This is a genomic window from Streptosporangium sp. G11, assembly GCF_051192615.1.
GTDB lineage: Bacteria > Actinomycetota > Actinomycetes > Streptosporangiales > Streptosporangiaceae > Streptosporangium.
In genome coordinates, this window is record NZ_JBPJUQ010000037.1 from 79,802 (window position 1) to 99,317 (window position 19,516).

Consider the following 19,516-nt stretch of genomic DNA (forward strand, 5'->3'; position numbering starts at 1 on the left):
CTCAACCGGAGAGCGGTGCCGCGTCCCCGCCGGTCCTCAGTCGGCCCTCAGCCGGAGAGCAGTGCCACGACCGCGCCGGTCGTCGCCGGGTGCCGGGCGAGCAGCTCGCCCGCCGCCGTTCCGCCGGTGCCCGCCGCCGTGCCACCGGCGGGCACCGGCCACTCCGCCGGGTAGCCGAGCAGCATGGCCACGGCGTCGCACGCCTGCGGGTGTCCGGCCAGCAGGCCGGCCACCGGCCCGCTCGGCCCGCTCGGCGCGCGCCGGACCGCTTTCGCGGGCGCGGACGCCGGTCCCGCCCACGGCGGAGTCCACGCGTCGAGCTCGGCCAGCCCCGCGGGGAAGGTCCGGCCCGCCTCGCGGACGAGGACCGGCACCAGCTCCAGCGCGTGCCGCCGCAGCGTCGTGATCAGCGTCGGCAGCCACGGCAGCAGGACCGGGTCGGGCAACCGGGCGAACGCCTTGGACAGCACCTCGACCACGAACGGCGCGAGGGCGGGAACCGGCTCCAGCGCTTGGACGAACCCGCTCAGATAGAGAGGGAAGGAGGGGATGACGAGCGGGTTGGCCAGCAGCTCGTCACACCGGGCACGCAGCTCGGCCCGTGGGAGCAGGCCCAGCTGGGTTTTGGCCGCCCACAGCAGCGCCACCTTGGCGGGAGCCTCCGGGTGCGACTGCCGCACCGCCAGCTCCAGCTGGGCCCGATCGCAGCCCAGCGACAGCGCGAGGTTCTCCATGGTGAACAGGAAGCCGAGCGTCGCGCCGACCTGGCGGACACCGGTGTCCTCGTCCACGAAGGCGGTCGGCAGCAGCGTGCAGTAGTGCGCGTAGCCTGCCGTGACGAACGCCTCGCACCAGGCCGGCAGGTCCGGCTGGGTGGCCCGGTAGTGGGCCAGCAACCGGCGGATCCGGTGCAGCACCTCGGGAGCGTCGTCCACGGTGCGTTCGGAGGCCAGCAGTTCCACCGCGCGGTTGCCGAGCTCGTCGGCGAGGCGGCGGCCGCCCAGGTAGAGGATGGCGTCCTCCACGGCCGCGAGGGCGATCCCCGCGGTGGCCCGAGGCTCCCACACCTTGCGGCGCAGCCGCTGTTCCAGCACCTGCTCGACGGTGACGCCCTCGTAGCCCAGCTCGATGATCGACCGCTGGTGGCGGCCGATCGCGATGTCCCAGCTCTCCTGAATCGGCCGCTCGCCCAGGCGGCGCGTCCCCATGATGGGCCGGACCGCGCCCTCGGGCAGCAGGTAGCGCAGCTTCCACAGCAGATCCGAGCACGGCACCAGCTCAGGATCGGCGGTGAGGTCGAGCAGCGCCCGCTGCTGGGTGCGCTTGCCCAGGTCGAGCCCGAGCGGTTCCAGCCGGTCGTACACGTCGCGGGCCAGCGGCGGGAGCGCGTTGTAGCCAACCTGGCCGATCCGGTCGCCGCCCAGCAGGATCTCGCACAGGCGGCGGATGTCGCGGCGGCCCGGCACCGCGTCCTTCTCGATGCACGTGACGGCGGCGTCCTGGAAGTCGTACGGCGTCGGCCTGGCCCGGTTGCGCAGCCCCGCGAGCAGGATCGACGTCTCGAACACGGAGATGGCGTCGGCCGTACTGGCCAGGTAGCCGTTGCGGCGGGCCAGCCGCACGATGTCGACGCACCATCCGCGCAGCTCGGCCTCGTCCAGGCCGTCCAGCACGGGCGGGGTGGCCAGGAATCCCGACAGCCGGTCGGCCACCGGCTCCGGCGGTGCCGGCTCCACGGCCCGCGCGGTCCGCGAGCGCGAGCGGGTGCCCTGCTGTCCTCCCAGCCGGTACGGGGTGACGCCGCCGCGCGTCGCGGCCTTGGCCCAGGTCGCCGCGGCGATCGACACCGACCCCTGGGCCAGCCCGAACTGGGCCTCGATGGCCGAGTGACTGGAGGGGATGAGCCCGTACAGCCAGCGGGTGGCCGTGCGGGGGGTGATGACGTAGTCCCGCGCGCCGGACGCGAGCCCGAACTCGGGCACCGTGCTGACCGCGTGGAAGGCGCCGCACACGTACAGGCAGTGCGCGGGGTCGGCGCCGGAGGAGGCGAGGTGCCCGTGGATCCGGGTCCACATGTAGCGCTCGCGCTCCTCGTCGTCGGCCAGCCGGTCGCCCCCCGGGCTCAGCCGCCGGAACAGGCTGCCGACCAGCGCCATGGCCTGCCGGTAGGTGTCGTAGTCGGCGCCGGTCAGCGGCTGCTCGACGTACTGGTCCCACCACTCCGACCAGTGCCGGACCTTGCCGTGGCGCAGCAGGTGCTCCTCCAGCTCGGCGAAGCGCGGGCGCAGGTCACCCACCTCGACGCCCACGGCGTCGCCGTGCAGGTCGCCCTCGCGGTCGGCGGCGACCGGCTCGGACGGCTCCTGGGGAAGCCACTGGAAGACGTGGTCCGACGAGCGGTCGACCAGCACCAGCTCGACGTCCGGGGTCTCCAGGGCGTAGGCGATGGCCTGGTACTCCGCCGACGCCTCGGTGACCGGCGCCACGACGCTGAGCGGGCCGGAGCCGGGCGGGAAACCGTCGAGCTCGGTGGCGAACGCCTGCAGCGCCACCGGCAGCCGGCAGTTGCGCAGCTCCTCCAGCAACGGCCGCAGGTCCTCGCACAGCTCCAGGTAGATCACCTTGGGCCGCTTCTCGCGCAGCCGTCGCGTCATGGCCAGCGCGGAGGCCGGTGAGTGGTGGCACACCGGGAAGATCTCAAGCTCCTCGCGCAGCGCCCGGTCGACGTCGTCGACCAGGCCCGCCAGGATCTCGGGCAGCGCCTCCGGGCCGTCGGTGAAGGCGGCGGCGGCGCCGAGGAGCTGCTCGCGCAGAGCGGTGAAGGTGCTCATGCCCGTGCCCGTGCCCGTGCTTGTGCTCGTGCCGGTGCCGGTGCCGGTGCCCGTGCCCGTGCCCGTGCCCGTGTCAGTGCCGGTGCCGGTGCTCGTGCCCGTGTCAGTGCTCATGCCGGTGCTCATGACAGGGTGGAGATGGCTTGGCGGCCGCCTTCGAGGAAGTCCGTCCACTCCCCGCCCTCCTTCTGGCTGCGCGGCTCGACGACCCCGTGCCAGTACTTGTTCAGGATGGCCAGGTCCTCGGGGGCGCGCCTGGCCAGCGAGCCCACCAGGGCGCCGGCCAGCGTCTGGGCGCGCAGGGTGCGGTCGCCGAAGAAGTTGCTGTGCAGGATGGCGTCCTCCAGCACGCCGATCTGCTCGGCGGTGGACAGCGCCGACTCCAGCTTCTCGTCCTCGCTGCCCGCCGAGGCCGCCGCGGCGCGCAGGTCGGCGAAGCTCCGCAGCAGGATGTCCAGCAGCGTGGGCGGCAGGTCCAGCTCGATCCGGTGGCGGCGCAGCAACTCCTCGGTGCGGAAACGAACGATCTCCGCCTCGGCGGCCTTGCTCGTCACGACCGGGATCCTGACGAAGTTGAACCGGCGCTTCAGCGCCGAGGACAGGTCGTTCACCCCCCGGTCGCGGCTGTTGGCCGTGGCGATGATGGAGAACCCGGGCCGGGCGAACACGATGTTGTCGGTGTCGAGTTCGGGGATGGACATGTACTTCTCGGACAGGATCGAGATCAGGGCGTCCTGCACGTCGCTGGTCGAGCGGGTCAGCTCCTCGAAGCGCCCGATCACGCCCTGCTCCATCGCCGTCATGATCGGCGAGGGGATCATCGACGCGCGGGACTGGCCCTTGGCGATCACCATGGAGACGTTCCACGAGTACTTGATGTGGTCCTCGGTCGTCCCGGCCGTGCCCTGGACGCCCAGGGTGGAGTTGCGGCAGATGGCCGCGGAGAGCAGCTCGGCCAGCCAGCTCTTGCCGGTCCCGGGATCGCCGATCAACAGCAGGCCGCGGTCGGAGGCCAGCGTCACGATGCTGCGCTCGACGAAGCTACGCTCACCGAACCACTTCTGCGGGATCTCCCGCTCCAGCCCGTCGGAGCGCTCGGAGCCGAGCACGAACAGCCGTACCATCCGTGGGCTGAGCCGCCAGGAGAACGGCTTGGGACCGTCGTCGACCGACTCCAGCCAGTCGAGTTCCTCGGCGTACTTCACCTCGGCGGGGGCGCGCAACATCTCGTTGGTCATGGGGGGCTCCTAAGCGAGGAAGTTCTTCAGTTCGAGTACGAGCTTGCGGATGTGGCCGGAGATCACCGGCGTGCCCTGGTCCTTGAGCTTCTGCCGGAACCACGGGTTGACGCTCTGCTGGCCGCCGCTGTTCACCGAGCCCACCGGGATGAGCCGGACGCCGGAGCGGTGCAGTGCCTCCATACCGGCGAAGACGGCGTCGGACCGCCATTCGTAGAAGTCCGAGATCCACACGACCACGGTGTTGCGCGGGTCGGCGACCTTGGGCTGGGCCAGGGTCAGGGCGGCCGTGCCGTCGGTGCCGCCGCCGAGCTGGGTGCGCAGCAGCACCTCGAACGGGTCGTGCACCCACGGGGTGAGGTCGAGCGCGCGGGTGTCGTAGGCGATCAGGTGCACGTCCACCTTGGGCAGCCCGGCGAAGATCGACGCCAGGATGGTGCAGTTGACCATCGCGTCGACCATCGAGCCCGACTGGTCGACGACCACGATCATCCGGGCCGGTGTGGTGCGCCTGGCGGTGCGCCGGTAGTACAGCCGGTCGACGTAGAGCCGCTGGTCCTCGGGATTCCAGTTGACGAGGTTCTTCCAGATCGTGCGTTCGACGTCGAGGTTGCGGAAGACCCGCTTGGGCGGCACCGACCGGTCGATGACACCCGCACTGGCCTTCTCGACCTGCGTGCGGAGCACCTCGGCGACCTCGTCGACGAACCTGCGGATCAGCGCCTTGGCGTTGGCCAGCGCCACCCCCGAGAGGTTGGACTTGTCGCGCAGCAGCTGCTCGACGAGCGACATGCTCGGGGTGAGCTGCCTGGCCAGCACCGGGTCGGCCAGCACCTCGCGCAACCGCATGCGGCTGACCAGGTCGGCCTCCAGACCGGCCAGCACCCCGGCCAGCTCGCGGTCGCTCTCGGTGCCGCCGCCGCGGCCGCTCTCGCTGCCCGCCTCGGGGTTGTCCCGGTAGCCGGTCCCGCGGCCGGGCGTACCGCCCAGGGCCTGCTTGAACCAGCCCGCGTCCTGCTGCCAGGCCGCGAGCCGGGTGGCGGTCACCTCTCCCGCCCCGGTGGCGAAGACGTTGAGCAGCAGTTTCGACACCAGGGCCGCCCTGCGCACCTCCTGAGCGGCCTCACCGGCTTGAGTCGTCTCACCGGTTTGAGCGGTCTCACCGGTTTGAGCGGTCTCACCGGCCTGCCCGGTCTCACCGGACTGCCCGGCCGTGTGCTCCGGGGGTGTCGTCAGGGTCTGGAACTCGGCGGCCAGCTCGGGGAAGCGCTGCACCAGGGTGTCGACCGATACCGAGGGGTCGAGCAACGCCGCGGGCAGGCCGAGGTCGTCGAGGATGGCCGCGCTCGCGGTCTCCAGCGCGGGCTGCTCGTCGTTGTCGAAGAGGCGGGCGAGCAGCCGCCAGTAAAGCACCTGGCGCCGGTTCTGCTCGGCGGTCGTCACAGTGTCCTGACTGTTCTCGCTCATCGTCGCAGCAACCGTCCGGCCCGCTCGCGCAGGATGGTGACCGCGTCCCCGGTCCTGGCCTCGGCCTTCACCACCTTGGGGTCGGTGGGCCCCAGTGCCCAGTCGCCGGTGTGCACATCGAGCGTCTCGCGTTTGACCTTGGTCTGGACGGCCAGCGGCTGCAGCAGCCAGCGGCCGTCGTCCCAGCGGACCAGCCCGACGCACGCCGAGGAGCCCGCCACCAGCTTCGGAGTGAGCGGTCCGCAGGCGGGCAGCAGGCCGGCGTCGACGGTGAGCACGACGTCGCCCAGGTCGAACGAGCCGTCGGCGGTGACCTTGTAGCCCTCCACCAGCACGGGCTCGGCGATGCGCACCGGATGGCGGTCGAGGGGCGGCACCGCCGGCGCGAGCACCCCGGCGAGCCGGAGCCTGGCCACGGCGAAGGGGTCGGCCGGCTCTCCGGCCCGCGCCCGGCTGTCGTCCCACACCAGGTCGCCACCCGCCAGCACGGGCATGTCGGTGATGTCCAGGCCGCGCCGTTCGGCCAGCGCGCCCAGCAGCCGGGGGTGGCGGTGCAGCAGCTTCCACACGGCGGGGCCGGCGATGGTGTCCACCTTGGCGGCGGCGACGCTGACGCGTACCAGCCGGACCCGGCCGCCGCCCGCGGGTTCCAGCACCCCGTGCACCTGCGCCTGGACGGCGGTGGAGTGCTCGTGCACGTCGACGCCGAGGATCAGCAGCCGTCCCGACAGTTTCGACGGCCCCGACGGCCCCGACAACTCAGACGGCTCAGACGGCTCGGACGGCTCGAACGGCTCCGGCTGACGGGCGCCCGCCCCGGTCAGCAGGAGGGCTCTGGTCCACAGGTCGGCCCAGCGCCGTACCGGCAGCCGCTCCATCGTGCCGACCGGGCAGGAGGCGCGCAACTCGGCCGCGAGGCCGTCGAGCAGCACCGCCGGCCTGCGGTGCCCCGGCACGGTGAGCAGCGCCTCGATGACCTGGTCCGCGGCGGAGACGAGACCGTGGTCGACACCGCGCCAGCCGGTGATGGCCAGCTCGCACAGCCAGGACCGGGCGGCGCCGAGCGGGTTGCCGGTGTCGTCCGCCCCGGCGGCCGGCGCGGCCTCCTGCCACGTGTCGCGCTCGCGCCCCAGAGCCGCGTCCAGGTCGGTCAGCAGGGCGTCGTGCACGGCGCCGAGCAGCGCGGCCCGGCCGCCGGCCAGCGTCGTCAGCGACTCCTCGGTGATCGAGCCAGCGGTGATCTTGGCCGTGGCCTCCGCCAGCCCCTCGCCCAGCGGGGTGAGCGCGAAGGCGTCGGCGAGGGCGGTCAGCGCCGCGGCGCGCTCCTCGGCGAGCCGGGCCAGCCCGTGCACCAGTGCCTCGTCGAGGCCGGTCACCAGCTCCAGCGCCTCACCGAGGCCCGCCGGGTCGCCGTCGAGCAGCCGTGTCAGCTGCACGGGGAGCATCAGCGCACCGCCCCCGTGGCCGGGAACCAGTGGAGCTCGGGGATCGGCGCGGTGGTGTCTGGCAGCTCCAGGTAGGCCAGGTGGCGCAGGAAGCGGCTGAACACCATGGCCGCGGGGGCGGGCTCGTGGCCGCCCCGCAGGCAGTCGATCAGCTCGGCCCCCTCGGAGACCTCCGCCCGCAGGTAACGGGCCACCCGGTCGACGCCGTACTGCAGGACGGCCTCGGCGGCGAGGGCCCGCAGATGCTTGCACGGCGAGCCGTACAGGCCGCCGCACGGGCGGTTGTTGTTGGTGCTGCAGTTGTAGGCGTGGGTGGCGGCGGCGATGGAGGAGACGTAGACGCGGCTGATGTCCGAGCCGCTCGACACGACGCCCTGCAACCGTCCGTCCGCCAGCTCGACGAAGGGGACCTTCGCCAGTTTGCGGGGCTGGACGGGTGGCACCACCCGCACCCTGCTGCACTGCTCCCATGCGGCCCTGCCGGCCGCTGAACGGTCGATCATGAACCTGGAACCTAGCGGCGCGCACCGACAGAAACACCGATCCGTGCGGGCGACGAGCCGGTCGCAGTGCGCGCAGGGCACGAGCGTTCGCGTTCACCGGGTGCCCTCGGTTTCGCCGAGACGGGAGGACCCGCGGGGTCACCGAGAGCCGGAGTCCCCGGCACGGGGGCTCACAGGATCACCGAGAGCCGGAGTCGCGGATGAGGAGGGCGATCTGGACGCGGTTGGTCAGCCCGAGCTTGGCGAGCGAGCGGCTGACGTGAGCCTTGACCGTGGTCTCGCTCATGCCGAGTTCGCGGGCGATCTCGTTGTTGGCCAGCCCCCGGGCGACGGCACCGGCGACCTGCCTCTCCTTGCCGGTGAGGACGGCCAGCCGCTCCCGGGCGGCGTGGGTGTCCGGTGACCGCCGGTCGGCGAACGCGTCGATCAGCCGTCTGGTGACCGTCGGGGCGAGCATGGCGTTGCCCTCGGCCACCGTGCGGATGGCCGTGATCAGGTCGCGAGGCGCGGTGTCCTTCAGCAGGAATCCGGCCGCTCCCAGCCGCAGGGCGGTGTGACGTAGTCGTCGAGGTCGAAGGTGGTCAGCAGCGGCCACACCCGCCTCGGCGCCACCGCGACCCCGGACGCGGCCAGCAGTCCGACCACCGCCGCCAGCACGTAGTCGTGCACCAGGGACAGCTGCAGAAGATTCTGGAGATACCGCGACCCGCTGACGACGGGGAAGAACGCGGCGCAGAAGGCGAGGGCGGGGGGCACGCGAGGAGCCAGGCGATCGCGTAGCGACCACACCCATGACGTATCCACCACGGAGCCCAGCGTAGGCGGGCCCGTCACCAGCTGAAGAGCCGCGGCGGTACGAGGTCGGCCCGCTCCGTCCACGTCCGGACGTCCGGAAGGCGGCCGCGCAGCACCTGGAAGCCGAGAGGGACGAACGCGAGGCAGGCGAGGCCGGCCCCGACGACGTCGGAGAGAAGGCTCTCCTTGAGCACTCCTCCCCACAGCGTCCCCCACCCGAGCACCAGAAGGCACCGGGCCCGGCCCGAACGTCCCCGACCGGTAGGCGCCCACGGCCAGGAGCAGCGTTCCCGGGTACGCCCCGGCGGAGCAGAGGACGGGAACCAGCCACGGCCCGTAGGAGATGTCCACGTAGGTGTCCATCGCCACCCCGGTCGTCTGTTCGAGGCCCAGCCGCCCCGTCAGCTGGAACAGGGTCTGCTCGACACCGGTGAAGTACAGCCGCGAGAACAGGCCGAGGACGAAGAGCCCGGCACCCCAGAACGCGAGCCCGGGACACCGGGTGGCGATGACGCGCGCGAGCGTGATGATCGCGGGACACAACAGCACGGCCCCCGCGCAGAAAACGGCGTAACCGGCCGTGACCAGCGCCGGATCACGCGCGTACGCGGCCAGCTGCGCGGGGGCGGCGAACGGCTGCTCGCCGAACCGGGCGAGCTGCTCGGAGGTGAAGGTCCCCGAGTGAAGGATCAGGTGGCGCAGCAGCAGACCCGCGAACCACACGACCGGCCCGACGACGAGCGCCACCCCTCCGATCACGTGGCCCGGAAACCACGCGTTACGGTGCACGGTGCCAGGGGTGGCTCGTCTTTCCCTCGTCATGCGGAGCATCCTCGCCGCGCGCACGGCGGGGTCACATCGTCCGATCGATACGGCCGGACGTCTCTTTGGAGAGGCGTCCCCGTCAGGCGTTCCGCGAGGAGAGGCGGGCCTGAGCGGTGACGGCGCCATCGCCGGTGCCGTCGCGGTAGGCGCTCGGGCTCACGCCCAGGACGCGCTTGAACGCCGAGCTGAAGCCGAACGCGTCGGAGTACCCCACCCTGCGCGCCACCGTGGCGACCGTCGCGGCGGGCTCGGCGAGCATGTCGGCGGCGAGCGCCATCCGCCACTCCGTCAGGTACGTCATCGGCGGCTCGCCCACGAGTTCGGTGAACCGCCTGGCCAGGGTGGTGCGCGAGACGCTCGCGGCGGTCGCGAGGGAGGCGAGCGTCCACGGCCTGGACGGGTCGTCGTGGATGGCGCGTAGGGCCGGTCCGGCCACGTCGTCGCTCAGGGCGGCGTACCAGCCGGGACTGACCGCCTCGGGCCGGTCGAACCAGTCGCGCAGCGTGCACACCAGCAGCCAGTCGAGCAGCCGGTCCAGCACGATCTGGTGCCCCGGGCGGCCGGAGAGGAGCTGCGCCTCAAGGTAGGCGCCCATGCTGCTGCAGTCATGGTCGTCCGGCACCACGAGAACGGGGGGCAACACCCTGACCAGGCGGCGCGCGACCTCGCCGTTGACCCGGTACGACCCGGCCAGCAGGATGGTCCGACCGGTCAGGTCCCCGGCGACGGCGCCGTCACGGCGGACGTCCAGCGCCGGACGCGGTGTCTCGGTGTCGGCGAAGACGAAGGGCTCCGGCCCGCGCACGATCGCCGCCTCGCCCAGCCGCACCCGCCGGGCGTCGTCCCCCTGGACGATCCACCCCTCGCCGCGCAGGGGGGCGACGAGTGTCAGTGAGGGGCCGTCGGCGAACCTGAGCGCCCACGGCGGCGACAGCACCGACGCGCCGAAGACGGAGCCCTCGCCGCGCACCCCTCGCAACAGGTCGTCGTACGGGTCCATGCCGTCACGATAACGGGAGGATCGGGCAGGCGCGGCGTACGCCCGGGGCGCCACGACAACGGGACGATCGGACAGGCGCGGCGTACGCCCGGCCATGGGCGTACGGCTCCCCGGGCGGTTGGCTCTATGACATGAACGAGATCCTGATTTTGGGCGCGCCGGGCAAGACCGGCCGCCGGGTGGTGCGGCTGCTGCGCGCGGAGGGGGAGGGGGAGCGGGTACGGCCCGCGTCCCGTTCCAGCGAGGTGCGTTTCGACTGGTCGGAGCCCGGCACCTGGGAGAACGCGCTGCGAGGCGCCGAAGCGGTATATCTGGTGGCGCCCGACGACCCCGCCCCGGTCCACGACTTCGTCAAGCGGGCCGCGGACGTCAAGCGCTTCGTGGTGCTGTCCGGCCGGGGCCTGGACCTGGTTGGCGAGGACTTCGGGCAGGGCATGGCCGTCGCGGAGCGGGCCGTGCGCGACTCGGGGGCTGAATGGACGATCCTGCGGGCGAACAACTTCAACCAGAACTTCGACGAGGACCTGTGGCACGCGCCGCTGCGGGCGGGGCGGCTGGCGTTGCCGATCGGCGACGTGCCCGAGCCGTTCGTCGACGTCGACGACGTCGCCGCGGTCGCCGTGGCGGCACTGACGCGTGACGGGCACGCGGGACGAACGTACGACCTGTCGGGTCCGCGCGGCGTGACCTTCGGCGAGGCCGTCGAGATCATCGCGCGGGCCGCGGGCCGATCCATCGAGTACGTCGAGCTGACCCCGGAGGCCTACCGGGCCGAGCTGCTCGCCCAGGGGTACCCGGTGGTGGCGGTCGACGCGCTGAGCGCCCTGTTCGCCCTGCACCGCGCCGGTCACACGGCCGAGCTGGCCGACGGGGTCCAGCGGGTGCTCGGCCGTCCTCCGGTCGCGTTCGAGGACTACGTGGCCCAGGTCGCCGCCACCGGCGCCTGGTCGTGACACCCTCTCAAGCCTGGTCGTGACACCTCGTCGAGCCTGGTCGTGACACCCCGCCGGGGCGGTGAGGACGCTCACCGCCCCGGCGGTGTCGCACGGACGGTCAGCCGCGCCGCCACTTCTGGTTGGCGCCGCCGTTGCACTCCCACTGCTGCAGCGGCGTGCCGCCGCCGCCGAAGCCGGTGACGTCCACGCACTTGTTGGCCTGCGGGTTGACCAGGTCACCGGCGCCGCTGAGGACGAACTGCTGCGCCGGGTTTCCGCTGCAGGTGGCGAGCTGGATGGCGGCGCCGTTGGCGGTGGAGCCCCAGGCCACGTCCATGCAGAGGCCGAGGGCGCGGACGGTGCCGTCGCCGGGGAAGGTCCAGTTCTGCGCGGCGGTGCCGTTGCAGTCCCACAGCTGCAGGCGCTGCCCGTCGACGGCGTTGCTGTTGGGCACGTCGATGCACCTGTCCTGCCAGCCGATGAGCCGGCCGCCGCCGCCCCCTCCGGTGGTGGTCAGGGTCAGGCCGTACGCGCCGAGGATCTCGTTGACCGGCTGGTAGAAGGTGTTGCCGCCGGTCGTGCAGTTGCCGGAGCCGCCGGAGGTGACGCCCTGGGCCTGGTCGCCGGTGATCCAGGCGCCGCCCGAGTCGCCGCCCTGGGCGCAGGCGGAGGTCTGGGTCAGCCCATGGACCAGCGAGCCGGAGTAGTTGACGGTCACGTTCTTGGCCTGGATGACGCCGCAGCGCCAGCCGGTGGTGCGCCCGGACCGGCAGATGGAGGCGCCGACCACGGCCTCCTGGGAGCCCGCCACGGGGACGTTGCCGCCGCCGTAGTTGTTGACCCACGGGCGGGGCGTCCAGTTTCCGTTGGTACGGACCCAGGCGTAGTCGTTTCCGGGGAACGACGAGCCGGCGAAGGTGCCCTGGCTGACGTTGTTGTAGCCGAGGGTGGGGCTGCCGGTGCCGCCGCAGTGCCCGGCAGTGACGAAGCCGCCGTTGTTGACCGCGAAGCCCACCGAGCAGAGCGTGTTGCCGTTGATGACGTACTGGTCGCCGCCGCGGATGTCGTACAGGGGCTTGGGCGCCTGGCTGACGGAGATCCGTACCTCGGCGGCGTCGACGGCACCCGCCCTGACGAAACGCTCGGCGGCGGCGTGGTCGGCCGCCGACACCACCACGGTGTTCGCGGCGACGTCCACGTACCAGCTGTGGACGTCCTTGCCCGCGGAGCCCGCGGCGTCGGCGGCGTCGGCGGCGCGGTCGAGCGTGGCCTTCGTGGCGGCCAGCTGCTTCTCGCTCCGGGGTACGAGCACCGGCAGCGCGCCCGCCGCCCGAACGACGTCGGCGTCCCCGCCGTTCAGGACGCCGACGCTCAGCCGTCCCTCGTCGGGGGTGAACCACGCGCCGGCGAACCGGTCGGCGAGACGGGTGCGAAGCCGCCGCTCCACCACGGCCGCCCCGGCCTCGTGGGCCTGGCGGACGCGAGCCTGCGCGGGGGTCAGGCCGAGGTCTCGCCGCATCGCCTGCTCGGCTGTGGCCGTCCTGGACGGGTCGGGGCTGGGATCGGGTACCGCGGCGGCCTGTGCCGTCGCGGATGGGACGACGAGCGCGGCGGCTAGCACCGCCACGCTGGTCAGCATGCTGAATCTCACGGCTGGTCCTTGGGGGACTGGGGGGTGGACGAGGCGTGAGAGCGCTCTCTCGAAAGAAACTTTTCATTTACCGCGTTCGAAGTCAATACAGATTCTGACTGAACCTGACTGAATCTGATCAGATCAGTCCGGCGTCGAGAACGGACCGGTCGCGGGTCAGGGGGCGCTGTGGTGCGGGGAGGGCCGCAGGGCGTTCAGCAGGGCGTCCGGGGTGTCGGTGAAGAAGCGGATCGTGCGGGCTTCGGCGCGGCGGCCGAGGGGGCGGACCAGGGGGACCGGCTCGGTCAGCTCGACGACCACGTTGGTCTGCGAGGACACCACCACGCCGAGCCGCCCGTCCGCCACGGTGATCATGCCGCTCTCGTTGTAGTTGCGCGACAGCCGCACCGAGGCGATCAGGTCACGGGAGACCCGCAGGTCGAAGTACACGCCGGAGCGGACGCGCAGCTCCGTGGCGGTCACGACGTGGGGCCGGGTGACGCTCGCCGCGGCGAGTATCAGCACGTACACGATCCCGTAGACGTCGGCCACCAGCACCGCGACGCGCAGCCCGTCCGGTACGTCGAGCGCCTGCAGCAGCAGCTCGATCCCCACCGTCTCCACGACCATCACGAACAGGAACACCAGCAGGATCGGCGACTGCTCCCGCGCGTACGGCACGGCGGTGGCGCCGGGCGGCACGCCGTCGCGGCGGCGAGCGATCCACAGGGCGACGCTCACCAGGCCCTTCATCTCGAACCCCACGAGCTTGCGCACCTGCACGGGCACCAGGAGGTGAAAGGTCGTCAGGAGCGCCGCCCGCCGGTCGGCGCCGCCCCGGCGTTCGGCCCTGAACAGCCGGTACGCGGTCACCGCCTCCAGGACGAGCATCGACGCGACGGTCAGCTCCGCCACCACGATCACCGGGCCGGGGAGCGACACCCCCGACACGAGCAGGACCACGAACAGCATCTCCAGGGGGATGACGGCGAACAGTGCGGCGCGGGCGGCCCTGAGCATCAGGTTCTCTCCTTGAGTGTCGTCATGACCAGTCGGAACACCTCGGCCTGGGTGGGGGACACCTCGGCGTACATCGTCTCCAGCCACCGCCCGCCGTCCACGTCCTCCGCCGGGCCGGGGCCGGATGGGCGTACGTGGTCGGGGGCCGGCCTCGCGGTCATCACCGCGGCCATCTCGTCGGGGATGTGGGCGACGAGGTCGGCGGCGAGCGCGGCGACGCGGGGATCGCCGGGGTCCGCGTCCGCGAGCTCGTCCAGCCGCCGGTAGAGGGCGTGTCCCCGCACGAGCGCGTCAGGTTCGGCGAGCGGGCGCATCAGGTCGAGCATCTGCGCCCGGCCCGACGGGTCGGCCACGGTGTCCACCAGCGCCAGCAGCTCGCGGTCGATCTCGGCGAACCTCGAACCCGCGGCGGGGAGGTCGCGCAGCACCGCCGCCATGCCGGGGGAGACCATCGAGTCGGGACGCGGGTCCGCCTCCGCCAGCAGCCCGGCCAGCCGTTCCCGCCTGGCGCCGATCGCCTCCTGCTGCCTGGCCAGGTCCGCGTCCAGCTCCAGAAGCACCTCGCGCAGCTCCTTGCCCCGGTCGTCGGCGAGTACGTCGCGGATCTCGTCCAGCGACAGGCCGAGTTCGGCCAGCCGTCGCACCCGGGCGAGGGTGACCGCGTCGCGCAGCCCGTACTCCCGGTAGCCGTTGGCCAGGCGTACGGGTTCGGGGAGAAGGTCCAGGTGGTGGTAGTGGCGCACGGTCCGGGCGGACACCCCGACCAGCGCGGCAAGTTCGCCGATCCGCATGCCCTCATTAGAAACGTTGACGCTACGGCAAGGTCAAACCCGGGGTCGATGCTTGAGTGGCTGCCTTACTGTCGCCGCTCCGCTCCCAAAACTTAAGGACATGCTCAACCAAGATGGTTCGCCGGACCGGGTGCTCCAGGCGCCGGCGGACGCGACGCGGCGCGAGATGGTCGAGCGGCTGGTCCGCGGGCCCGTGTCGGTCAGCGAGCTCGCCCGGCCTCTGGCGATGTCGCTGCCGGCGGTGATGCAGCACCTGCGGGTGCTTGAGTCGTGCGGCCTGGTCAGGACCGAGAAGGCCGGAAGGGTTCGCACCTGTCACATCGAGCCCGGCGCGCCGCGGATGGCCGAGGGCTGGATCACCGGGCGGCGCACCACCTGGGAGCGGGGCGCCGGCGAGTGGCTCGACGCGCTGGAGGGGGAGTCGCGGCGGCCGGGCTCGTGACCGCGAGAGTGGCCGGGGCCGCCCGAGGGGCCCCGGCCGGGTGGTGGGTTAGAGGTTGCCGTTCTCGATGGCCTGCTTCAGGCCCGCCTGCGTCGCCTCGTGGGAGGAGACACCGCCCGCGACGACGAAGTCGATCAGCGTGGTGTCCGCGTCGAAGGTGAGGTACTCGGTGACCTGGGTCTTGCTGTTGCTCAGCTTCTTGAAGACGATCTTCTGGTGCGTGACGACGTTGGGCACCGACCAGGTGTCGGTCTCGTAGTAGAACTCGTCGAGGTCGATGCGCTGCTGCGCGTGCGTGTTGCTGACGACGATCGAGCCCTCGTACGGGATCTCCTCGACCGCGGTGAAGTTGACGTTGCGCTTACCGAACTTGGTCCAGGCATCGTGGGTGACGACCCGCTTCAGGAACGAGTGCATGCCGAGGTGGTTGTTGATGTTCGAGTACGCCGAGAACACTTGCTGGATGGGGGCGTCGATCGTAATGGAGATGCAGTCCTGCGCCCGGCTTCGTCCCGACCCCGGGAGGGGAGGCACGTCCTTGTAGAACTCGTGGGTGTCCCACGCGGTCTGCCACTCGGCGGCGAGCTGGGCGTCGCCCTCGGGGGTGTCCGCGCGGGCGGGGCCGGAGAAGGCGGTAAGAACGAGGACCGCCGCGAGCAGCTGGGCCGCGAGGAGTCGAAGGTGCTTCACGTGTACCCCAAGAAGAGACAGTAGGTGCAAGTGATCTTTTATCGCATGCTGTCGTGCTTTATGTCTTTTTCGGGGCGAAGAGGGGAAAAAATCTTTTTGTGGCGTTGTGTACGGATGAGTGGATGCCGCTCCCGTCCCGCGACGGTCAGGCGCGTTCCTGCCGGGGTAGGACCACCTCCCGCAGGATGAGCAGGATGGCCGCGACCAGCGGGATGCCCAGCAACGCGCCCACCACGCCGAGCAGCGCGCCACCCAGCAGGGCGCCGACGATCGTGGCCAGCGGCGGCACGTCGACCGAGCTCTTCATCACGGTCGGGGCGATCCAGTAGTTCTCGATCTGCTGGTAGATGGTGAAGAAGATGAGGCAGACGATGCCGACGGTCGGGGAGACGAAGAACCCCACCAGCGAGGCGACTCCCGCGCCGATGAAGGCGCCGACCAGCGGGATGAGGTCGGTGAGCGCCACGATCAGGGCGAGCGCCAGGGCGTACGGGACCTGCATGATGCTCAGGAAGAAGAAGGTCGTCACACCGGCGATGAGCGAGATGATCAGGTTGCCCGCGACGTAGCCGCCGATGCTGTCGATGATCTGGTCGCCGAGCAGGGTCGCGCGGGTCCGGCGGGACCGGGGGACGAGGCGGTAGGCCATCTTCTTGAGCGACTTCAGCGAGCCCAGGAAGTAGAGCGTCAGCACCAGCACCGTCAGCGAGTTGAAGACCGCCCCGATGAGAACCGACCCGATGCCGAGCACGCCGCCGAACATCTGGGTGCCGAAGTCGCCGCTCGTCACGTACTTCTGAAGCTTTTCCAGCAGCTGGAAGCGCTGGTCCAGGTCGCGGATCACCGGGTTGTTCTGCAGCTCCTGGACGTACTGCGGGAGCTGGTCGACGAACTGGGTCGACTGCGCGGTCAGCGGGGGCACCACGGCCAGGCCGAAGCCGACGAAGACGAGGATGACGCTCAGGAAGACGACGGTGATGGCGACCACGCGCGGGACGTTGCGCCGCTGGAGGACCTCGACGGCCGGGTTCAGGCCGATGGCCAGGAAGAGCGAGACGACGATGAGGATCAGCACCGAGCTCGCGCTCGCGACGGCCTGCACCAGCCACCAGGCGGTGAGCACGCCGAGGGCGGCGGTGAAGCCGAACACGAACGGGTTGTTGCTCATCGAGCGCCCGGGACGGCCGAACGGGAGGCTCGACGCGGCACCCGGGGGCGGGGCCGCACCAGGGGCCGCACCGGAGGGCGCGACGGCCGCGCCCGCGGGGACGGGCGCCGCGCTCGCGGAGCCGTCGAGGCTCGCGGGCGGGGTGTCCGGCAGGACCAGGGGGCCCGCGGAGGTCAGGATCGGCTCGGGCTCCGCGGGCTCCGCGAGCTCGGCGGCCGGTCCGGCTCCGGCTCCGGCGGGTGAATCCGGCCCCGCCGATCCGGTCCGCTCGGCCGGGCGGGTGGATCCGGTCGAGCCGGGCGACGTGGCGGATCCGGGCGATGTGGCGGATCCGGTCGAGCCGGGCGACGTGCTGGATCCTGCGGTTCCGGCCGGTGAAGCCGGTGCGGACGCCTCCGACAACGGAACGCCGGGGGCGGGCGGGAACGGTGCCGCCGCTGTGGCGCGGTCAGCGGAGATGGGGTCGGGCACCAGCGGCCACTGCCCTTTCCGGGGAGAGATAGTCGGCTTCGGCTCACCATACTTTCCCTGGTCGACGCACGGTTCGATGCGCGGGAGGCGCGGGAGACAGGGGAGGCGCCCTCAGGTCATGTTGACGTACTGGCGGGGGCGCAGGGCGTGGCTGCGAAGGGCGGCCAGGGCGGCGGAGCGGCCGGCGGGGGTGAGGCGGCCGTCGACGCGCAGGCCGAAGGCGTCCAGGCGCCTGCCCAGCTCGGTGAGCGAGGCGTCGACCTCCAGGGTCTGCCACTCCGCGCAGTCGATCACGGCGGTGACGTGGTCGCGGTCGGCGGGGGCGCCGTCGGCGAGCAGCATCAGCGCCACCTCTCTGGCCGAGGCGCGGAAGCCGTTCTCCCCCGACGCGGGGGCGAGCAGGGCGGCGGCCGCGGTCTCCCAGAGCAGGTCGGCGTCGCCCAGCAGGCGCTCGCCCGCCGGGGTGGTCACCAGGCGCCTGCCGGTCTGGCGCAGCGCGCCCATCTGGTCCTGGGCCACCTCGCGGACGGCCGCGAGCTCCGCGCCGCTCCAGGTGCTCTCGGCGAGCACGGAACGCGCGAGGTTGTGCCGCTGGGTCAACGGGATGCCTCCGGGGCGGCGGCCCACGGTCAGCAGCCAGCGCAGCGCTCCCAGGTGGGCCTCGTCCGGCGCGGGGATGGGCGCGTGCAGCCGCACCTCGAAGGGCTGGGCGAGCTCGCGCCAGGCGGTGCCCCGGCCGAGGACCCAGCGGTTGAGCCGCTCGCCCTGGACCCGGTGCAGCCAGTTGTCGCCGCCCAGCTCGGGCCGGGGCGTGGTGAGCCAGTGGCTGGTGAGCCTCTGCCGCTCGGCGGGGCCGGGGACGAGCTCACCGGAGACGATGGCCAGCTCCAGCGCGGCCGAGCAGGCACCGTGCGCGCCCAGCTCCTCGGGACCCATGATCGAGCTCCACCGCAGCTCGGGCACGTCGGGCGGGAGCACGCCCGTCGCGTCCAGGGCGGTCTGGTACGCGGCCATCCCCGCGTCCTCGCCCAGGCGGGCGTAGGTGCGCAGGATCTGGGTGGTCGTGGACGACGAGCAGAGGGCGGCGTAGCGTTCAAGGCCGCCCAGCAGCAGCAACCGGCCCAGCGCGCGGGCGATCGCCGGGCGGTCTCCGGTGACCTTGGAGGGCAGGGTGTACCAGAGAAACTCGCACACGTTGAGCTCGGTGATCGTTTCCAGTGGCTCGCCGCCGGTCAGCCAGTCGATCGCGCTGCGGGCATGCTCGGCGGAGGCGGGCTCGGAACGCTCCAGCTCCGACAGGAGTGCGGCCACGTCCGGTGCAGGCATGCTTCGAAGTCTGCCGTATGCGGGCCTGCTCTGACGATGAACGTGACGTAATGGATCCTGCACGGTGCCTACCCTAGGAAATGTCTTCTAAGTGGCTCATATGCGGACGCTCAGATCCAGCCCTTCTTGAAAAGCATTCGTGAACTCCATTCGGCGTACGGGATGATCTCGGCGGTGAGCACCGGGTAGAGCCACCAGAAGTTGACGAGCGCCAGCAGGACGAAGGCTCCCACGACCGCGGCGCCGACGGTCCGGCGCCCCTGCGGGGCGCTCGCCGGGCCGATGATCAGCCCGGCCGCGAGCACGATCGCCAGGATCATGAAGGGGACCATGGGGATCGCGTAGAACAGGAACATGGTCCGGTTGTCGGCGATCGCCCAGTAGAACCAGGGGAGCCAGCCGGCGGCGTAGGCGAGGAGCACGGCCCCGGCGCGCCAGTCGCGGGTGGCGACGTACCAGGCGATCATGGCGATGAGGGCGGCCAGGCCGCCGTACCAGATGACCGGGGTGCCCACCCCGAGGACGGCCTGAGAGCAGCTGTCGGCGCCGCAGGCGCTCTTGGGGCTCTCGTAGAAGAAGGCCACCGGGCGCAGCAGCAGCGGCCAGCTCCAGGGGTCGGACTCGTAGTTGTGCGGCGTCGCCAGCCCGGTGTGGAAGCCGAGCACCTGGAAGTGGTAGCTCAGCCACGACCGGAACGAGTCGAAGACGAAGAACACCGGACCCTGCGAGGTCGCCTGGGCCCAGTTGCGGCCCCAGCCGCCGGCGGAGGCGAACCAGCCGCTCCAGGAGACGATGTAGGTGACCGCGGGCAGCAGGGCCATGGCCGGCAGGGCGCCCGGCAGGTCCTTGCCGAAGAAGCCGCCGTACGGCCTGCGCAGGCCGATCGCCCTGCGGGCGCCCGCGTCCCAGACCAGGGACATCACCGCGAAGGCGACCAGG

General features: G+C 71.9%; 16 protein-coding genes and 1 pseudogene. 2 read left to right on the top strand and 15 right to left on the bottom strand.

Features of this window, described 5'->3' with window-relative positions:
* Positions 1–47: 47 nt before the first annotated feature.
* The 8 genes from ACSDR0_RS29225 to ACSDR0_RS29260 form a co-directional block, all read right to left on the bottom strand.
* Positions 48–2,831 carry a DUF5682 family protein gene (locus ACSDR0_RS29225; RefSeq protein WP_435292130.1) on the bottom strand — a complete coding sequence of 928 codons (2,784 nt, stop codon included), beginning with the start codon at positions 2,829–2,831 and terminating at the stop codon, positions 48–50.
* A 122-nt stretch (positions 2,832–2,953) separates the two neighbouring features.
* On the bottom strand, positions 2,954–4,069 hold the full coding sequence (locus ACSDR0_RS29230) for an ATP-binding protein (RefSeq protein WP_435292112.1): 1,116 nt from the start codon (positions 4,067–4,069) through the stop codon (positions 2,954–2,956).
* 9 nt (positions 4,070–4,078) lie between these two features.
* Positions 4,079–5,536, bottom strand: a complete 1,458-nt coding sequence (locus tag ACSDR0_RS29235; protein WP_435292113.1) for a vWA domain-containing protein — start codon at positions 5,534–5,536, stop codon at positions 4,079–4,081.
* Entirely contained in the window at positions 5,533–6,981 is a 1,449-nt protein-coding gene (locus ACSDR0_RS29240) for a hypothetical protein (RefSeq protein ID WP_435292114.1), read from the bottom strand. The genes ACSDR0_RS29235 and ACSDR0_RS29240 overlap by 4 nt, the downstream gene beginning before the upstream one ends.
* Entirely contained in the window at positions 6,981–7,484 is a 504-nt protein-coding gene (locus tag ACSDR0_RS29245) for a hypothetical protein (protein ID WP_435292115.1), read from the bottom strand. Before ACSDR0_RS29245 ends, ACSDR0_RS29240 begins: the two co-directional genes overlap by 1 nt.
* A 178-nt stretch (positions 7,485–7,662) precedes the next feature.
* Positions 7,663–8,079 (bottom strand): LuxR C-terminal-related transcriptional regulator, encoded by a 417-nt coding sequence (locus tag ACSDR0_RS29250; RefSeq protein ID WP_435292116.1) that lies wholly within the window; start codon positions 8,077–8,079, stop codon positions 7,663–7,665.
* Positions 8,001–9,101: a hypothetical protein gene (locus ACSDR0_RS29255; RefSeq protein ID WP_435292117.1), complete on the bottom strand. Its 1,101-nt coding sequence runs from the start codon at positions 9,099–9,101 to the stop codon at positions 8,001–8,003. The genes ACSDR0_RS29250 and ACSDR0_RS29255 overlap by 79 nt, the downstream gene beginning before the upstream one ends.
* A gap of 82 nt (positions 9,102–9,183) precedes the next feature.
* On the bottom strand, positions 9,184–10,104 hold the full coding sequence (locus ACSDR0_RS29260; protein WP_435292118.1) for an AraC family transcriptional regulator: 921 nt from the start codon (positions 10,102–10,104) through the stop codon (positions 9,184–9,186).
* 131 nt (positions 10,105–10,235) lie between these two features.
* Here ACSDR0_RS29260 and ACSDR0_RS29265 point away from each other — a divergent pair, with 131 nt between their 5' ends.
* Positions 10,236–11,057: an NAD(P)H-binding protein gene (locus ACSDR0_RS29265; RefSeq protein WP_435292119.1), complete on the top strand. Its 822-nt coding sequence runs from the start codon at positions 10,236–10,238 to the stop codon at positions 11,055–11,057.
* Between the two features lie 100 nt (positions 11,058–11,157).
* Here the strand turns inward: ACSDR0_RS29265 and ACSDR0_RS29270 are convergent, their stop codons facing one another.
* The 3 genes from ACSDR0_RS29270 to ACSDR0_RS29280 all read right to left on the bottom strand — a co-directional run bounded on the left by ACSDR0_RS29270 (position 11,158) and on the right by ACSDR0_RS29280 (position 14,480).
* A complete protein-coding gene (locus ACSDR0_RS29270; protein ID WP_435292120.1) occupies positions 11,158–12,690 on the bottom strand; it encodes a ricin-type beta-trefoil lectin domain protein in 1,533 nt (510 codons plus the stop codon).
* Positions 12,691–12,846: 156 nt separating this feature from the next.
* A complete protein-coding gene (locus ACSDR0_RS29275; RefSeq protein ID WP_435292121.1) occupies positions 12,847–13,689 on the bottom strand; it encodes a hypothetical protein in 843 nt (280 codons plus the stop codon).
* Positions 13,689–14,480, bottom strand: a complete 792-nt coding sequence (locus tag ACSDR0_RS29280; protein WP_435292122.1) for a MerR family transcriptional regulator — start codon at positions 14,478–14,480, stop codon at positions 13,689–13,691. The genes ACSDR0_RS29275 and ACSDR0_RS29280 overlap by 1 nt, the downstream gene beginning before the upstream one ends.
* Before the next feature lie 100 nt (positions 14,481–14,580).
* On the opposite strand from ACSDR0_RS29280, the gene ACSDR0_RS29285 reads away from it, so the two are divergent.
* A complete protein-coding gene (locus tag ACSDR0_RS29285; RefSeq protein WP_435292123.1) occupies positions 14,581–14,922 on the top strand; it encodes an ArsR/SmtB family transcription factor in 342 nt (113 codons plus the stop codon).
* 48 nt (positions 14,923–14,970) lie between these two features.
* Here the strand turns inward: ACSDR0_RS29285 and ACSDR0_RS29290 are convergent, their stop codons facing one another.
* The 4 genes and pseudogenes from ACSDR0_RS29290 to ACSDR0_RS29305 form a co-directional block, all read right to left on the bottom strand.
* Entirely contained in the window at positions 14,971–15,612 is a 642-nt protein-coding gene (locus tag ACSDR0_RS29290) for a hypothetical protein (protein WP_435292124.1), read from the bottom strand.
* Between the two features lie 145 nt (positions 15,613–15,757).
* Positions 15,758–17,251, bottom strand: a complete 1,494-nt coding sequence (locus tag ACSDR0_RS29295; protein ID WP_435292125.1) for an AI-2E family transporter — start codon at positions 17,249–17,251, stop codon at positions 15,758–15,760.
* Between the two features lie 111 nt (positions 17,252–17,362).
* Positions 17,363–18,577, bottom strand: coding sequence for a hypothetical protein (locus ACSDR0_RS29300; RefSeq protein WP_435292126.1), 1,215 nt, complete (start codon positions 18,575–18,577; stop codon positions 17,363–17,365).
* Between the two features lie 110 nt (positions 18,578–18,687).
* Positions 18,688–19,516: pseudogene (locus tag ACSDR0_RS29305) on the bottom strand (phospholipid carrier-dependent glycosyltransferase); the annotation flags it as partial.